This is a genomic window from Paractinoplanes pyxinae (genome assembly GCF_026626335.1).
GTDB classification, from domain to species: Bacteria; Actinomycetota; Actinomycetes; order Mycobacteriales; family Micromonosporaceae; genus Actinoplanes; species Actinoplanes pyxinae.
Genome location: NZ_JAPNTZ010000016.1, coordinates 171,554 through 187,131, shown reverse-complemented (window position 1 = coordinate 187,131; position 15,578 = coordinate 171,554). Strand labels below are relative to the sequence as shown.

Genomic DNA, 15,578 nt, shown 5'->3' with positions numbered 1-15,578 from the left:
CTACCACGCTCACCGAGCGCGTCGACGACGAGAACGTCCGATCGCGCCGAGGACCAACACGCGCCCAGCCAGAAGCGCTGAAGGGTCGCGGCGCGGCAGAGGTTACTATGTCACAGCTCGACGGTTCGGTTGTCGACGGGGAACTCGTCCGGGTTGTCACGCTGGATCGCGCGGCCCATGCCCAGCAACTGCTTAACCTTGCTGGTCGGGGCGTCCCAGTACTCGGCGCTGTCGGCGTGCACCTTGATCAGTGCCAGGCCGGGAGTCTGCAGACCCTGGGGGAACCAGGTTTCCAGCGGCTTGGACCAGAGCTGCTCGGCCTTGGCCCGGTCGTGGATAATCTCGGCGGTCCCGGCGATCGAGGTCCATTCGCTCTTCTTGTCGTTGGACAGCGACACATTAACCCTCGGTGAGGCCTGGATCTGGCGCACCTTGTCCGAGTCGTCGTAGGCGAAAAACCACAGATCCCCGTCGAATTCGGTCTTCTGCACGGCCATCGGCCGGCTGACGTGATCACCACCGGAAGTCATGGTTGTCAGCATCGCCGATTGTGCCCGCCCTACGAGCTCGATCACCTTGCTGCGGCCGTCTTGGCTGTCCGCCACTGTCTTCTCCCGTCATCTGATGCATCGTTGTCGGTTGCCGTGTGGCGGATACCCACGCCTCTCTGCATCATGCGTCTGTCTGCCGGGTCAGGCCGGCGCCACGGCCGGCGTCCTAAGACAGCTCCATCATTTGCGCCCAGGTTCAGGCGCTCAGCGCACCCAGCCCGCGCAATAGGAAGTTGCTGATCTTCATGCTCTGGATCATCACGAGCTCCGGCACGCCCGAATGCGGCTGACCTGGACATCCCACGTGCCTCAGAAGTCAAGCTGCGTTGGCCATTGGTTGTTTCACGGTGGCTGGCCACGCTGCGGCTTCGCCGTAGGTCGTGGGTGGCGTAGGCAGCCATAGAGGGTGCCGACGAGGCGGTTGGCCAGGGCGCGGAGGGCTTGGTGATGGGTGGCCGCGCTCGCGGTGGGTGTCGTAGTAGGCGCGGGCGCCGGGGGGGCGTGAGAGAGCGGCGAAGGCTTGCAATAGAGCGCCTCGAGTAGGTGTTTGTTGCCGGCGACATGCGCGAGCACTCGAACTCGGCCGCCGCGAGCAGAGTCGGGTCTAGTTACAAGCCGCCGCCCCCTTGCATGCCCGCAGCCGTTCGAGCGTGGCGTGCAGCGAAGCGGCCCGGTCCGCGGGCAGTGCCCCGGCCGTGTTGGCCAGCTCGTCCGGATCGGTGGCGCGGTCGTAATACTCCTTGTCGCCGTTCTGGTACTCGACGTAGGTGAAGCCGAGTGCCCGCAGGGCGCTGTAGGTCGGTGGCATGCCGCTGGCCTTGTCCTGCCGGTCGGGGTCGTCGGTGGCGTGGCCCGGGCCATGGTGCTCGACCAGACCGATCGGTTTCCACCCGTCAGCTCGCCCGTCCCGCATCAGCGGCACCAGACTGCGTCCGTCGACGTCAGGCGACGATGTCACCCCGCCGATCTGCTCGAACGTGGGGCGCAGGTCGATGTTCTGGACCATCGTGTCGACCGTAGCGCCGGGTCGTACGCCGGGACCGGCCATCACCAGCGGCACGTGTACGTCATGGTCGAAGGCGGTTTGTTTGCCTGCGGCCAGCCGGTGCTCACCTAGGTGGAAGCCGTTGTCGGAGCTGAACACCACGAGCGTGCGGTCGGCCACGCCGGCTTTCTCGAGGGTCTGCCGCAGGTTGCCGAGCAGGCGGTCGATCGACAGCACCGACTGGGCCCGCTTGCGGTAGATCCGGTCGATTGTCGTCTTCTGCTGGTCGGTCAGCGCCGGCCGCGACGCCAGCCACGCGGGTGCATCGGCGGAAAGTTTGTCGAAGGAGGGCCCGCGTGGTGCCGTGAGCCCGGGAAACGCTTCGTCGTCCTGCGGCGCCGGCGTGTAGGGCCCGTGCGGAGAGAATGTGGCGACCTCGAGCAGGAACGGATCGCCTGCGGCGGCCGATGCGGTGATGAACGACGACGCCTTGCCGTCGATCACGGTGGTCAGGTAGTCAGCGGGCGTCTTGCCGTAGTGCTTGACCGTGCCGTTCTCGTTGAGGTCGTAGTTGTACTGGCCGTAGCCGTTGCCGGCGACGTCCCACTCGGTCCATCCAGGGCGTACGCCGTCGCGGGCGGGCTGATAGCCGTTGAGATATTTGCCCATCATCGCCGTGCGGTAGCCCTGGGACCGCAGCGTGGTGGCGAAGGTGTCCTTCTCCTGCTCCTCGGCGAATACGGTGAACCCGCCGTCGTCTCCGCTGTTGGTGAAGACCCCGGTGTTGTGCGGGAAGCGGCCGGTGAGGATCGATGACCGCGACGGGCAGCACAGCGAATCGGTCACCGTGTACTGCGAGAAGGTCGTGCCGTAGGCGGCCAGCGCACGCACATTGGGCATGTGTTGCACCAGGTTCATCGACAAGTCGTCGGTGAGCACCATGACCACGTTGATGCGCTCCGCGGCGGCCTGGCCGGGCGTGCCGGAGCAGGCACCGAGCAGCAGCACGGTCGCCGCGAGCGCCGTCCCTGTGCGGAGCAGTGAACGTCTCATTACCCGATCATGGTGCTGCGGGTATTGATGACGGTAGAGCTCACGTACGGGACAGGTAAATGTCCTCCGCGGGGGTGCCGAGCAACGTGGCTCACTATCTGATCGGCGTCATGACGGTGGCCGCCGTGAAATAGTGTTCGAAATCCGTGGCCGGCATGGGCCGTGCGTACAGGTAGCCCTGTGCGTACTGGTAGCCGAACTGGCGCAGGCGGGCGGCTTGCTCGGGTGTCTCGACACCTTCGGCGACCGCTTCGATGGCGAAGTCGCTGGTGAATCCGATGAGGTTTTTGACGATGAGGGCGCCGGCTTGGTCGGCGGCGGCGCCGCTGACGAACGACTTGTCAACTTTGAGCAGGTCGACCGGGCAGTCGAGCAGCAGGCTCAGTGACGAGTGGCCGGTGCCGAAGTCGTCGAGGGCGATGCGGACTCCCAGTGCTTTGAGCCGCTCGAGTTGGTGCACAGCGACAGCGGTGGCGAAGACAGCGGTTTCGGTGACCTCGAGGACGAGCCGGCCCGGATCGGCGCCGGTACGCCGCAGGATCTCCTGCACGCGGTCGACGAAATCGGGCTCGGACAGTTGCCGGGCGGACACATTGACGCTGATCTTGGCGGGGGTGTGGTCGCCGTAGCGGTCCTGCCAGACGGCGGTCTGCCGGAAGGCATTCTCGAGGATCCAGTAGCCGAGGTCGACGATGCAGCCGGTGCGCTCGGCCAGCGGGATGAACAGGTCCGGGCTGATCAGTCCGCGTTCGGGGTGCTGCCAGCGCATGAGGACCTCACCGCCGACGGGGAGGCCGGTGGTCAGGTCGATGATGGGCTGGTACAGCGCGAAGATCTGCCCGTTGGGCAATGCCTGGCGCAGGTCGGCCGACAGCCTTGCGGCATCGTCGGCGGCGTCGTCCATGCTCTGGTCGAACCAGTGCCACCGGTGACCGCCCGCCGTTTTCGCGGTGTACATCGCGACGTCGGCCCGGCGCAGCAGCGCGGACGGGTTGTCGCCGGTACGGCTGGCAGTGACGCCGATGCTGATCGCCGGGACGGTGGTGTGCTCGTCGAGCTCCGCCGGTTGCCGCACGGCGGTCAGAATCCGCTCGAGCAAAGCTTCGACCTGGCCTGCCGGGGCCGGCACGGCGACGGCGAATTCGTCACCGCCGAGCCGGGCCACGAGCCCGAGTTCGCCGACAACGGCGGTCAGCCGGTGGCTGATGACCGTCAGCAGCGCGTCGCCGACATGGTGGCCGAGGCGGTCGTTGACGGCCTTGAAGTCGTCGATGTCGAGCAGAGCCAGGTGCAACGGCTGCCCGTCGGCGAGCAGCGTGTCGATGTGCTGTTCGAGCAGCGCCCGGTTGGCGGTCTCGGTGAGCTTGTCGTGCGTTGCTTGGTGTTCGAGGCGTTCCTGGTAGCGGCGTAGGTCGGACAGCTGGGCGTCGACGGTGTTCAGGAGCCGGCTGTTGTCGCGCAAGGCGATGATCTGCCGGATGACGACGACGCCGGTCAGCGTGACGACAGCGATTTCCATGATCGCGGTCTCGGTCATATCTCTGCGAGAGTTCAGCAGTAGTAGCGCGTCGGTGACCGCGACGGCCAGATACGGCACGATGCTGACGCGTCGGGAAGTCCGCCGCGGTGGTGGGGTACGCGATCCGGCGTGCTGCTGGATCACCGCGGCCACGTGGATGCTCAAGGCCGCGACCGGCACGGCGATCAAGCTGCTGGACAAATAGGGTCGGGTGATGAGAAAAGGTGAGAAGCTACCGAACGCGGCGCTGACCGCGCTGCCGGTGGCGAGGGTATAAACCGCACGGCGGTCGAGGCGGCCGGCTCCGGCGAACGCGACTTTGACGAAGGTGGCCATCGACAGGAATCCGACCACGGTGATGGCCAGCACGGCCCCGCCAGAACCGGTCTGGGTCGTCCACTCGTGGTGGTTTCTCAAAGACAGGTGCCAGACGAGGGCGGCGACGGTAATCACAACCATGATCAGGTCAAGGCCGAACCGGATCCAGTCGTTGCGGGTGCGCTGCCACGACGGCAACTGCAGCAACGCCCACAGGACCACGCCCAGCACCGACAGGTAGAACGCCAGCGAGACCGGTCCGACTCGTTGCGAGGGCGCGCCGTGACCGACCGCGTCGATGGTGTTGGCGACGACACCGGCGGTGAACAGTGTGCAGGCTACGGTCAGATACCGCCAGAAGCGCCGGGTTTCGACGTCCAGCTCGCGGTGGCGGGTTACCTGCCAGCAGGCGTGTCCGGCCAGCAGTGTGGCGAGCGGGAGCGGCAGCCATCCCAGCAGCGGGTGAGACCATGCATGGGTCAGCCCGGCACTCAGCCACACCGCATCGACGATCACCAGGCCGACGGCGAGAAGCAGCAGCGCTTTGCGGCGCAGCAGCGGTACGACCACCAGCACAGTAGGTTCCTCTCACCCGGGACGCCCCGGATGATCGGCCGACTGAGCGTCGACTGAAGCACGCCGAGGCGTGAGATCGGTCGCTGTCCGGACGTCGGTCGAACCGCCCAGCCGACTCGACTGTTCAGAAACAAGGGGAACGCGGGAGGCAAGCGACTTCGATGCAGCGCTTGGACGGGCCGCGGGCCGGCAGTCTTGCGGCGCGCATGGTGATCGTCGACGAGCTGCCCGTTCTCCTATACTTGCCCGTCGGCAACAATTGAGACGCGCACCGAGGATCGCTGGTTCCGGAGGCGCCCGGCACGAGGAGGGTGGTGTAGTGGCGTCACCGAAGCCGCGTACGCTGCGGATCTTCGTCGTCGATGACGACGACGCGGACACCTTGATGATCGAAGAGGCCCTCGCCGCCGCGGCCGTGCCCCCCGAGACACAGCGAGCCCACGATGGGCGCGAAGCCCTCGACCTGCTCCGCGCGGAGTCCGAGGGGCAGCAGAAGGACCTGCCGGACTTGATTCTGCTGGATCTGAACATGCCTCGCATGGGCGGGCTGCAGTTGCTGGAGGAGCTGAAGTCCGATTCGCAGTTGCAGGCGATCCCGGTGGTGGTCCTGACGACCTCGGACGCACACCCGGACATCCTGGCCAGCTACCGGCACCACGCCAGCGCCTTCGTCACCAAGCCCTTGGACCTGGACAGTTTCGAAACGGCCGTCCAGAAGATCAACTCATTCTTCGCCGATACCGCTGAACTTCCGTGACGGCCCGACGGCCGGCCCAGCGATGAGCGGGCCGCTCGACGAACCACAGCGGTTGACCGCGCTGGCCCGGACCGGGCTGGACGCGGCCGCCGACGTCATGTTCGACCAGTTCGCCACCATGGTCCGCGCCGCTGTGCGGGTGCCGGTGGCGCTCGTGTCGCTGGTCGAACCCGGCCGCCAGATCTTCCCCGGTGCGCTAGGGCTGGCCGAGCCGTGGCAGCAGACCCGGCAGACTCCGCTGTCGCACTCCTTCTGCCAGCACGTCGTCACCGACGCTCGCCCGTTGGTCATCAGCGACGCCCGCACCGACTCACGAGTGAAAGACAACCTCGCCATCGATGAGCTGGGGGTCATCGCCTACGCCGGGATGCCGCTGACCGACACCGACGGCAACGTGCTGGGCTCGCTGTGCGCCATCGACACCCAGCCGCGGCAATGGGCAGCAGCCGAGCTGGAACTATTGACGGCGCTCGCCGCCGCCTGTTCGGAAAGCCTGCGGCTGCGGATCGAAACCGTGCATGCCCGCCGCGACGAGCGAGCCGCCCGGGCCGCCGCCGAACGCGGCCGGCTGCTGCTACGCGCCAGCACCATGCTCAGCGCCGCGGTCACCACGGACGACGCCGTCACAGCCGTCACCAGCCTCCTGACCGAGGTCACCGGAGCCAGCCGGGTGAGCCTGGTCCCGATCGCCGGTACCGGGCCAGAGCCCGCCACGGTTATCGCCCACCACGCTCTCAAGACCGGCGAACTCGTCGAACTCCCCGCCGTGTCGGGAAGCCCTGGCCGTGCCGACGTATTCGCCGCCGGCTGGCAGGCCGCGGCCGCCGTGCCGCTTCCGGAGACCGGTGGCCGCTCCCGCACCGCGCTGCTACTTACCTGGAACCGGCCCCGGACGCTCAGCGACGACGAACGAGCGTTGCTGACCGCGCTGGCCGGAGACCTCGGCCATGCCCTGCGGCGCGCGGCTATCCTGGACGACCGGCGCACCGCCGCCGCCACATTGCAATTGGCTCTGCTCACCGAACTCCCGAAGTACGATCATGTACAGATGGCTGCCCGTTACCGGCCGGCTCAGCATGCCGACCACGTCGGCGGGGACTGGTACGACGCGATCGTCGTCGACAGAAACCGCGTAGCCCTGGTGATCGGCGACGCCACCGGCCACAACATTCAGGCAGCCGCCGCGATGAGCCAGCTCCGGGGCATGCTGCGCACCCTGCTCGTGGACCGCCAGGAACAACCCTCGGCTGTACTACGCCGGCTCGAGCTCACCAGCCGCACCCTCGGGACGTCCGGCCTGGCATCTTTGATCGTCGCCTACCTCGACACCCACCCCGGCGGCGGTCACAGGCTAACCTGGTCGAATGCCGGTCACCCGCCACCGGTCATCGCCTACCCGGACGGCACGACCACCGTCCTGCCCGTCGGCGACCCACTGATCGGCGCTGTCCGCCACGCGTCACGCCGCAATCACACCATGGGCCTGCCCGCCGGCTCGACCATGCTGCTCTACACCGACGGGCTGATCGAAACCAGGGGGCAATCAATTGACGACGGTATCGCCGACCTGCGCAACCGCCTGATCGATGCTTTGCCCGGCCCTCCGGACGTCGTCGCCGACGCCCTGATGACAGCTGGTGGCACATACCGCGACGACGTCGCGGTATTGGCCGTCGGCCTGCCTGCCCAGGTTGCGACGGCACCCTCGCACTGATCGATCACAGCGCTCATAGGGACTGCAAGAAAGGAGGAAACCTCTCCGTTGCCGACATCTTGACCGGATTTAAAGGCATCCCGGAAAGGCCACCGAACCGGTGGACTGCGGCATGGTCTCCGGCACGGTCGTTGGCTCCATCCCGGTCGGCGGGGTCGCCACCGGCGACGGCAGCACCCACACCAGCGCCGCCCCGCTGTACGGCTTCGGCGGCCCGATGCGGACCACTATCGCGACAACATCGTTGTTTACGCCACCCCAGCCGGACCGGTCGAACCGGCGTCATCCGGCTGAATCCATGGCGTTACTGACGGCAACGGTGTACCTCGCAGGGACGTACGGCATCGAGATCCGCCCGGTTGAGCATGCGGCTCACTAGCACGGCTACGCAGCGCCGCCCAGTATGACCGCCACCGGAGGCGCCATCGACGGCTGGTCAGCCGGCGGACCGGCGTAAAGGACGCCTCGTAGTAGTAGGGTTCGCCGGCTGCCGATGGCGACATGGGCGGTGGTCGCAGCCGACCGAGTCAATGATCGCCGATCCAGCTCGCTGACGTCTGAGGTCGTCCTGCGCCTGTGCGGACGAGGCGAGGCCGGCGAGCACGGTAGGAAAACGAGGCAGTGAGGCCTGCGGGTTTGTTGCGGGTCATCGAGGGCATCCGCTGGGTCTCGGAGACGACTGGTTCTGGCCAAGGGATCGGCTCAACAGGTCGTCAGCTTGTGACTCCGCACGGGTGCCCAGCGGAGGAGACGACACTATGCCCGCCATTGATGAAGCCCCCCTTGAACTGGCGTCATGACCTGCAGGAGGGGCAGGCGACCTTGACGATGAGCGGAACACCCACCATGGCGGCTGGTGGGCTGCTGTACGTCCTGCTCGGTGACCGTCCGCCGGAGCGGGCCCACCTGCACTTCACCGATCGGCTGTGGGCCGGTTCGCCGGAGGAGGCCGCCATCGTCGTGGAACGTGTCGCCACGCGTACCGCGCTCACCGTCACGCTGCACGACGTCCCGCAGGAGTCGGACGGCCCGCGCAACCGGCCGCGCCGCACCGACTGTTACGCCCGGGTGGCCGCGGTCGCTCGAGGTGTGGTGGTCAACAGCCGGCATGAGGCGGCGCACCTGGCCGAGGCCGGCATCGTGCCCCGGGCGCTCGGCGTCGTGCCCCTGCCCGTCACACCGGCCCCGGCCGGAGCAGCGCCGCAGTCGGGTCCGCCCGACGTTGCCGTGCTCGGCTTCTTCTACCCCGGCAAGGGACACGCCGAGGTCGTCGACGCGCTCGCCCGCTCGACTGTCCGGCCGGCTCGTCTGACGGTGCTCGGGGGACCGTCGGCCGGCCACGAGGCGGACCTGTTGGACTTCACCGCCGCGGCCGGGCAGCGGGGGGTGACGGTCGAGGTCAGCGGGTTCGTGCCGGAGGCCGATCTGATGACGCGGTGCCGGGCGGTCACCGTGCCGGTCGTGGCGCACCGGCACTTCTCCGCCTCCGGTTCGCTGGCCACCTGGATCGCCGCCGGCCGCCGCCCGCTGGTCGTCGAGAGCCGCTACACCCGGGAGATGGCCGCGCTGCGGCCGGGCACCGTTCACCTCGTCGCGGCCGACCGGCTCGCCGAGGCGGTGGCGGGCGCGCTGGCCGACCCCACGTCAACCTGGCTGGCGGCCGACGCGGTCACCCGCCCCCACCTGGACGACACCGCCGGGGCCTACCTGCGCTGGTGGACGGGAGCAATCGCATGGTGAACGGACGGTCCGTCCCCGGCAACCGGTGGGACCTCCTCGACGGGCTTGAACCCGAGCAGCCACCCGGCGTGTCGGTCGTTGTCGTGCACTATCAGCAGCAGTCCGAGCTCGACCGGACTCTGACCGCGTTGCGCCGGCAGACCCACCCCGCCAACCGCACGGAAATCATCGTGGTCGACGACGGATCGCCCGAGCCGCCCCGCGTCCCGGACGGCGTCCGGCTGCTACGCCAGGCCGACGAGGGGTTCCGCGCGGCTGCGGCCCGCAACCTCGGCGCGTCACACGCCACCGGAGAGGTGATCTGCTTCCTGGACGCCGACACGACCCCGGAGCCGGACTACCTCACCCGTATGTCCCGGCTGCCGGCGCTCGCGCCCGAGGCGGTGGTGGCCGGCCGGCGCAAGCACGCCCGCTTCGGCGGAACGCCACCCGACGCCCCGGTGGAGCAGGCCGGCCCGGCGGCCGAACTGCCCGAGCCGCAGTGGCTGCTCGACGCGTACCGGAGCTCGCGCAACCTGCTCGATGCCGACGACCGGTCGTACCGGTACGTCATCGGCGCCGCGATGGCGTGCTCGCGCTGGTTCTTCGAGCGCGTCGGCGGGTTCGACGAGCAGTTCCGCGTCTACGGCGGCGAGGACTGGGAGTGGGTGTACCGCGCGTGGCTCTCCGGGGCGGTCCTCGCGCATGTCCCCGACGCTGTGGCCTGGCACGACGGGCCCGACTGGGCCGGTCGTGACCTCGACGACCCCGACCGCCGGGCACGCAAGGACGCCGAGACGTTGCTGCTGACCAACTACATCCCGGTGGCCGGATCGCGCGGTCGGGCCGTGCGGGGCGCGGCCACGGACGTGCTGATCCGCCTCGCCGGGGCCCCCTCGCCGGCGGCGGCCTACGTCTGCGTCGACTCACTGCTCGCGGTTCTGCCCGAAGCCTCGGTGATGGTGCCGGACGAGTTCGCGGAGCTGTTCGCCGCGGAACAGAGGGTGACGCCGGCGGGCCCGGCGCCACTGTCCCGGGTCCTGATCGACGTGCCGCACGCCGTGCGCGTTGACGGAGTGGCCAAGGAGCTCCGGCATGCGACCGAGACAGTGGGAGCCGGCACCGTCGGGACGGTGTGCATCGGTCCGATCCGCGTCGACTCCGCGCGGGCCCGGGCCCGCCGTGCGGCCTGGGGCACGGAGGTCTTCGACACCGAGCAGGTCGATGTCGAGCTTCCCGCCCTCGGCGCCGACCCGGGCCTCGCCGGCTACCTGGGTGGGTGGAGCTGACCTTGTGTCTGTTCCGCTGGTGCTGGTGCTGGTGCTGGTGCTGGTGCTGGTGCTGGTGCTGGTGCTGGTGCTGGTGCTGGTGGCCGGCCCGCCGGACGCATCGGCTGCCACCAACCAGTTCCGGGGCGTCAACTGGGCCCGAGCCGGCGACGATTTCACCGGCGAACCCCTGATTCTGTACGGGCTGATCAGCGGCGACAGCTACTCCGTCGGACGGGCCAAGGCGGATGCCGTGCTCGCCGGCTTCGAAAGCAATCTCGGCGCGAACACCGTGCGGCTACCGGTCAACACCTCCTCCGTCGGCACCGCGTGGTGGAACTCCTTCACCGGCGTCCTGGACTCGGCCACCGCCCGCGGGATGAAGGTCATCCTTTCGTTCTGGGACGACGGCCGGGCGTCCTCCGGCGGCTGGAGCACCGACACCGCCGCCTACAACGCCATGTGGGACACCGTCGTGGCCAAGTACGGCGCCGACCCGCTGTCCACTTCGAGCCGATGAACGAGCCGGCCGGTTACAGCGCGGCCGAGTGGAAGAAAGTGGCTGCCGCTTGGCTCGCCGCCCGGCCCTCGGTGCCGCGCAACCGCGTGTTCATCAGCGGCTCCGGCCTCAACCAGGACATCAAGACGATGTGCGCGGACAGCCGCTTCGACGGGACCTACTTGTCCCTGCACCACTACACGTTCTTCAGCAGCGCCAAGATGTACGACGGATGGGTGAACCACCTGCGCCGTCTGCACTTGCGCCGACCGCACCGTCATTGACGAGTTCGGCGCCCCGATGGACACCGGGCTCAACTACGACGACGCCGGCCTGCTGCGGCACGCATGGGGACTCACCGGCACCGACCCGCAGCCCGGCACCCCGGCGCCACCACCGCCAACAACACCCAGGTCGCCATCTACGACTGCAACACCGGCGCCAACCAGCATCGTCCCGGCGTGGTGATCGCGACGTTCCATGAAGTCCGGAGCGTCGGCGTACCGGACGGCCGGTCGCGCGCCGGGTATCAGCGTGCTGTGAACTGCGGGGCCGTCTTGCTGAGGGAGGCTTGGACACCGGCGGCGGAAGGTTCCTAGAGCTGCTTCGCGCACTGGGCGATGGCGGAATGATTCCGGCCATGGCCTACAGCCAAGCTCTCTTCCCGGTGTTCGGTGCGGAGGCGGACTTCCCGGCCAGAGCCGTGGCCGCGGCCGCGAACTCCGCATCGGTGGTACGCAATCAGGTGCGGCTGCGCGCGGACGCGCGCAGCCGCATGCTGCGCACGCGTTCCCTCCGGTGAGCCCCGGACGGAGCAGACCCCGACGAGGTCGAGTCCCCCCACTGTTCGCGGAGAGGAAGACCCGCCTGTCTGTCTCGACGGAGGCGGCCGGCGATGGTTCGACACGCCGGCCGCCTCCGTCGATGTCTGTGCGGCCTCAGTAGCCGATCTGGGTGGCAGCCACCTCCCGCATCGACGCGGCCGTGGCGGCACTGAGGTACTGATCGCTCAGCGCACGCGGGGAGTCATGGAACAGGATGCCGTACAGGGTCACCGCGTCCAGGTAGATCGCGGTGTCGTTCGGGTGCTTGCCGTCCGCGACGATCAGGTACGACGGGCCCTTGGTGGCGATCACGTTCTCGAATTCGTCGCTGATCGGGGCGACCACGTTCGGCGTTGCCAGAGCGGCTGACAGGGCGGCGTAGTTGGTGTTGATGGCCGTGACGGCGGCCGCCCGGGACGCGAACGGCGCCGGGTCGCGCAGGGCCCAGTTCTTGAACAGCACCACCTTGCCGCCGGTTTTGAGGGTGCTGGTGAAGGTCGGCGCGTACGTATTGAGTAAGGTCGCCCGGGCCGCGGACGGGTTGGTGGCGACCAGCGTGCTGTACTCCTGGAGCACGATGTAGTCGTACTTGGTGGCGCCGCTCAGGGCCGGGGTGACCTCGCCGCCGTCGTACGTCTGTTGCAGTGTGTTCCCGAAGTGGATCACCTCGGTGGTGCGCACGGTCCGGCCCGCGGCCGAGGCCAGGGTCCGCACCAGGATCGGGGTGTCCTGGCCGGTCGCGCCGGTGGCGGTCCCGATCAGGCTGTTGCCGATGTAGAGCACATCAAGGAGGGTGCGGGCACCGCGGTGGCCGATACGGTGAAGCGGATCGTGGTCGCCGCTCCGATCTCCGCGCCGCCGGCGTCGGGAGCCGCGTGGGCCTGGACCGTGAGCGTGTAGGTGTCCGGGGTCGCCAGCAGCGGGCAATCCACGTAGTCGTTGCAGAGAAAGTACGGCGCCGTGTTCTCCGTACGGGAAAGGGTTGTGCCTTTGGCCCCGGCGAGCTGGAACGTGACGCTGGCGGCACTCCCAGGGTGGCTTGCAGGCTCAGGTTGCGGTTGGCCAGGTCGGTGAGGTCGACCATCGAGCCGTCGACCAGCGGGCTCAGACCCAGGATCGGCTGGTGGGTGACGTTGTTGATCAGAGCGAGGGCTCCGATGCCGGTCCCACCGGCCGACGAGCCGCCACCGAAGACCTGGAATTCCCAGAACGATTACCCGTACGCGGGAAGCGCTCGCGTCGTCAGCAAATTTTCACGTAGCGGGCGGTGCCGGTGACCGGGATGCTCTGCTGACCGCCGGCGCCGGCGCCGGTCGTGGTTGCGTACGCGGACGGTAGTTGGCGCCGTCGGTGGAGAGCTGAATGGTGAAGGCTTTGGCGTACGCCGCCTCCCAGGTGATGGCGATGTGGTCGAGTTCGGCCGGGGCGCCGAGGTCGACCTGGAACCACTGGGACGCGGCGAAGGCGCTCGACCACCGGGTGCCGGTGTTTCCGTCGACGGCCGGCGCGGCCGAGCTTTCGACCGACGACGCGGTGACTGTTCTGTTCTGCGACAGAAGGGTGCCGGCGGCGTTCGCGGGTGGGGAGACGGTCAGTCCGAGAGCGCCGAGCAGCGCGGTGAGGGCAAGGGCGAGCAGCCCTCGGCGAGGGGATGTCATGGGTGCTCCGACGGGAAGGCGGGAAATGGGGGAGGAGAGCGCTCTCTTCCAGGAGATTGGGCCGCTTGATCCGACCGTGTCAAGGACGGCGCCGCGTTCCCCGAGGTCCCTCGGTCATCCCGCTTGGTCGGCGCCGGTTCCGGATTAGTGAACAGAATGAACGAATTTCCGCCGCTTCCCGTGGGTCGGTAACGATCGGGAGGTCAATCTCGTCTGGACACGCAGCCGACGGGTGACCGAGACGGCAGGTGTCGGCGTACGCCTTTGCATTGCTGAGCCTGTACGTCACCAAGTACACCGCAACCATCGACGCCGGTGCGTCTGCGCGGGCAGGCAGCGAGGCGCGAACGACTACGACTAGTTACCGCGTGGGCGGGGTGCTGCATCCGGATCTGCCGAAAGTAGTGCCTTCACGTCGGGGCGAACGGAGCGAAGCCGATCGTTCGAGGCGCTGGTTCGAAACGGATGGTGAGCTCCTCTTCGCATCAGCAGTGGACGACGGCGTTGCTGGGGCAGCCCGCCGATCGAGCAGTCCGGTTCCCATGGGGTGCTCGCCTTCTCCTCGAAGGCGGACGACGGCAGGCGCGACACCTGGCGTGCGCGCCTGCCGCAGCGTGGCCTTCAGTCCTTCGGCGCGACACGGATTCGGTTCCCGTCAGGATCGGCTGCGAGGAAGGTTAGCCCGAACCCCTCATCGTGCGGCTTATGCAGGATCGTGACGCCCTTGGACTGCCACTGCTTGAAGATCGCGTTGATCTGGTCGGGTCGTCCACCGCTGATGGCCAGGCAAACCTCACTGGTACGCGGGACCTCTGGCGACAGACCCTCGAACTGGCCGGACCATAAAGCCAGCTCGGCGCCTGACCCCAGGTTGAAGGTGATGTATTCCGGAGTCTCGAGCGTGGGGCTCAGGCCGAGGAGGTCGTTGTAGAAGCGAGCCGCGGCGGGAGCGTCGTTGACATAGACGATGGACACGACGGAAGCGGTCATTGTTGTTCCTTCTCGCAGGTGGCGGATACGTCCATGAGCCTTGCCGCGATATGCGCCGCATCGTGTCGCAATTTTCTGGAAAGCTTGGTTGGGTGACCCCGGATCGCTTCTTCGCTTTGATGCTGCTGCTCGAACCGAGGGATGGCGCGACCACGCAGGAACTTGCCTCGGCGCTGGGGGTGTCCTTGCGAACCGTCACCCGGGACCTGAACTGGCTCCGCGACGCCGGTCTTCCGGTGTACGTGCACCGGGGTCGTCTCGGCGGCGTGACCATGCTGCCTGGGTCTGGGCTCGACCTCACGCGCCTCACACCCGGCGAGCGTGACCACCTTGCGCTCATCGGACTGGATGACAAGCAACGGGAGGATCTCAACGCCTCGGTTGAAAGCCGGCGCGCGCTCGCGAAGATCGCCTCCACACGGTCACGTCGGGTTCAGGATCTCTTGCCGCTCACCGACGTCGTACACGTGGACAGCCGTCCCTGGCATCAGGGGCGAGCTTCCGGCGCGACACCAGCTTCGCTGATCGGCTCAGTACGGCGAGGTCGCCGGCTACGAATCGAGTATGCGAGCCCACGCGAGTCATGCCCGCGCGACTTGGTCGTGGATCCCTATGGGCTGCTGGCCAAGGCCGGTACTTGGTATCTCGTCGCCGACTGTGCCCGAGTGCCACGGATGTACCGGCTCGAACGGATCACGACGTGGAAGGAAATGCACCGGCCGCGACGGATCCGCGAGGACCAGACCCTGGCCACCGTCGCCGCAGCGCTCATTGATCAGTGGGCAGACAATCACGCGATAGAGGTCAGCGCCACCATCGACCAAACTCAGATCGAGCGAGCGCAACGGATTTTCGGCGCCCGACTCGTCCGGGATGGCCGCGAAGAGTCCGCCAGCGGCCACGAGGTAACGATTCGCTTCCAGCATCTGGAGGACGTGCGAGCATTGCTGCCGTTCGGGAGCGCCGTCACCGTGCACGGCCCCCCCGAAGCCAGGGCCCACCTGGGTGCCCTTGCCGTCGACCTTGCCTGCCACTATGCGTCATCGCCGAAGTCCTGACCAGCGACACGTTGTCCGGGCCTGGTCTTGCCGGCCACCGGCTGCCGATCCGGATTCAGCGGACCACCAGCGGTGAGAGCCTGCGCGGG

Annotated in this window: 15 protein-coding genes; 9 read left to right on the top strand and 6 right to left on the bottom strand. The window is 68.0% G+C overall.

The window, feature by feature from the left end; genetic code table 11:
* Positions 1 to 110 precede the first annotated feature (110 nt).
* From OWR29_RS37470 to OWR29_RS37460, 3 genes are all read right to left on the bottom strand, one after another.
* A complete protein-coding gene (locus tag OWR29_RS37470) occupies positions 111 to 605 on the bottom strand; it encodes a pyridoxamine 5'-phosphate oxidase family protein (protein WP_267568254.1) in 495 nt (164 codons plus the stop codon).
* A gap of 550 nt (positions 606 to 1,155) precedes the next feature.
* Complete coding sequence (locus OWR29_RS37465; protein ID WP_267568253.1) at positions 1,156 to 2,589, bottom strand: sulfatase family protein; 1,434 nt, start codon at positions 2,587 to 2,589, stop codon at positions 1,156 to 1,158.
* Between the two features lie 94 nt (positions 2,590 to 2,683).
* The gene (locus OWR29_RS37460; protein WP_267568252.1) at positions 2,684 to 5,002 is read right to left on the bottom strand and encodes a putative bifunctional diguanylate cyclase/phosphodiesterase; all 2,319 of its coding nucleotides are present in this window, start codon (positions 5,000 to 5,002) and stop codon (positions 2,684 to 2,686) included.
* Between the two features lie 319 nt (positions 5,003 to 5,321).
* Here OWR29_RS37460 and OWR29_RS37455 point away from each other — a divergent pair, with 319 nt between their 5' ends.
* From OWR29_RS37455 to OWR29_RS37420, 8 genes are all read left to right on the top strand, one after another.
* Entirely contained in the window at positions 5,322 to 5,759 is a 438-nt protein-coding gene (locus tag OWR29_RS37455; RefSeq protein WP_267568251.1) for a response regulator, read from the top strand.
* 22 nt (positions 5,760 to 5,781) lie between these two features.
* A complete protein-coding gene (locus OWR29_RS37450; RefSeq protein WP_324291295.1) occupies positions 5,782 to 7,473 on the top strand; it encodes a GAF domain-containing SpoIIE family protein phosphatase in 1,692 nt (563 codons plus the stop codon).
* 112 nt (positions 7,474 to 7,585) lie between these two features.
* Complete coding sequence (locus OWR29_RS37445; RefSeq protein ID WP_267568250.1) at positions 7,586 to 7,852, top strand: hypothetical protein; 267 nt, start codon at positions 7,586 to 7,588, stop codon at positions 7,850 to 7,852.
* Positions 7,853 to 8,256: 404 nt separating this feature from the next.
* Positions 8,257 to 9,213, top strand: coding sequence for a glycosyltransferase family protein (locus OWR29_RS37440; RefSeq protein WP_267568249.1), 957 nt, complete (start codon positions 8,257 to 8,259; stop codon positions 9,211 to 9,213).
* Positions 9,207 to 10,481 (top strand): glycosyltransferase family 2 protein, encoded by a 1,275-nt coding sequence (locus OWR29_RS37435; protein ID WP_267568248.1) that lies wholly within the window; start codon positions 9,207 to 9,209, stop codon positions 10,479 to 10,481. The genes OWR29_RS37440 and OWR29_RS37435 overlap by 7 nt, the downstream gene beginning before the upstream one ends.
* Positions 10,482 to 10,485: 4 nt before the next feature.
* Positions 10,486 to 10,980 carry a cellulase family glycosylhydrolase gene (locus OWR29_RS37430; RefSeq protein ID WP_267568247.1) on the top strand — a complete coding sequence of 165 codons (495 nt, stop codon included), beginning with the start codon at positions 10,486 to 10,488 and terminating at the stop codon, positions 10,978 to 10,980.
* The gene (locus OWR29_RS37425) at positions 10,977 to 11,243 is read left to right on the top strand and encodes a hypothetical protein (RefSeq protein ID WP_267568246.1); all 267 of its coding nucleotides are present in this window, start codon (positions 10,977 to 10,979) and stop codon (positions 11,241 to 11,243) included. The genes OWR29_RS37430 and OWR29_RS37425 overlap by 4 nt, the downstream gene beginning before the upstream one ends.
* A gap of 344 nt (positions 11,244 to 11,587) precedes the next feature.
* The gene (locus OWR29_RS37420; RefSeq protein WP_267568245.1) at positions 11,588 to 11,761 is read left to right on the top strand and encodes a hypothetical protein; all 174 of its coding nucleotides are present in this window, start codon (positions 11,588 to 11,590) and stop codon (positions 11,759 to 11,761) included.
* 136 nt (positions 11,762 to 11,897) lie between these two features.
* On the opposite strand, the gene OWR29_RS37415 is transcribed toward OWR29_RS37420, so the two are convergent.
* The 3 genes from OWR29_RS37415 to OWR29_RS37405 all read right to left on the bottom strand — a co-directional run bounded on the left by OWR29_RS37415 (position 11,898) and on the right by OWR29_RS37405 (position 14,431).
* Positions 11,898 to 12,566, bottom strand: coding sequence for a hypothetical protein (locus tag OWR29_RS37415; protein WP_267568244.1), 669 nt, complete (start codon positions 12,564 to 12,566; stop codon positions 11,898 to 11,900).
* A 470-nt stretch (positions 12,567 to 13,036) separates the two neighbouring features.
* The gene (locus OWR29_RS37410) at positions 13,037 to 13,441 is read right to left on the bottom strand and encodes a discoidin domain-containing protein (protein WP_267568243.1); all 405 of its coding nucleotides are present in this window, start codon (positions 13,439 to 13,441) and stop codon (positions 13,037 to 13,039) included.
* Positions 13,442 to 14,062: 621 nt separating this feature from the next.
* Positions 14,063 to 14,431 carry a VOC family protein gene (locus tag OWR29_RS37405; RefSeq protein WP_267568242.1) on the bottom strand — a complete coding sequence of 123 codons (369 nt, stop codon included), beginning with the start codon at positions 14,429 to 14,431 and terminating at the stop codon, positions 14,063 to 14,065.
* 50 nt (positions 14,432 to 14,481) lie between these two features.
* On the opposite strand from OWR29_RS37405, the gene OWR29_RS37400 reads away from it, so the two are divergent.
* A complete protein-coding gene (locus OWR29_RS37400; RefSeq protein WP_267568241.1) occupies positions 14,482 to 15,489 on the top strand; it encodes a helix-turn-helix transcriptional regulator in 1,008 nt (335 codons plus the stop codon).
* The last annotated feature ends 89 nt before the right edge of the window (positions 15,490 to 15,578 follow it).

Bases quoted from the DNA above. Each gene is read 5' to 3' on its own strand.
- OWR29_RS37410 (WP_267568243.1), bottom strand. From the start codon at position 13,441: ATGACATCCCCTCGCCGAGGGCTGCTCGCCCTTGCCCTCACCGCGCTG.
- OWR29_RS37435 (WP_267568248.1), top strand. From the start codon at position 9,207: ATGGTGAACGGACGGTCCGTCCCCGGCAACCGGTGGGACCTCCTCGAC.
- OWR29_RS37445 (WP_267568250.1), top strand. From the start codon at position 7,586: ATGGTCTCCGGCACGGTCGTTGGCTCCATCCCGGTCGGCGGGGTCGCC.
- OWR29_RS37465 (WP_267568253.1), bottom strand. From the start codon at position 2,589: ATGAGACGTTCACTGCTCCGCACAGGGACGGCGCTCGCGGCGACCGTG.
- OWR29_RS37420 (WP_267568245.1), top strand. From the start codon at position 11,588: ATGATTCCGGCCATGGCCTACAGCCAAGCTCTCTTCCCGGTGTTCGGT.
- OWR29_RS37450 (WP_324291295.1), top strand. From the start codon at position 5,782: ATGAGCGGGCCGCTCGACGAACCACAGCGGTTGACCGCGCTGGCCCGG.
- OWR29_RS37405 (WP_267568242.1), bottom strand. From the start codon at position 14,431: ATGACCGCTTCCGTCGTGTCCATCGTCTATGTCAACGACGCTCCCGCC.
- OWR29_RS37400 (WP_267568241.1), top strand. From the start codon at position 14,482: ATGCGCCGCATCGTGTCGCAATTTTCTGGAAAGCTTGGTTGGGTGACC.
- OWR29_RS37425 (WP_267568246.1), top strand. From the start codon at position 10,977: ATGAACGAGCCGGCCGGTTACAGCGCGGCCGAGTGGAAGAAAGTGGCT.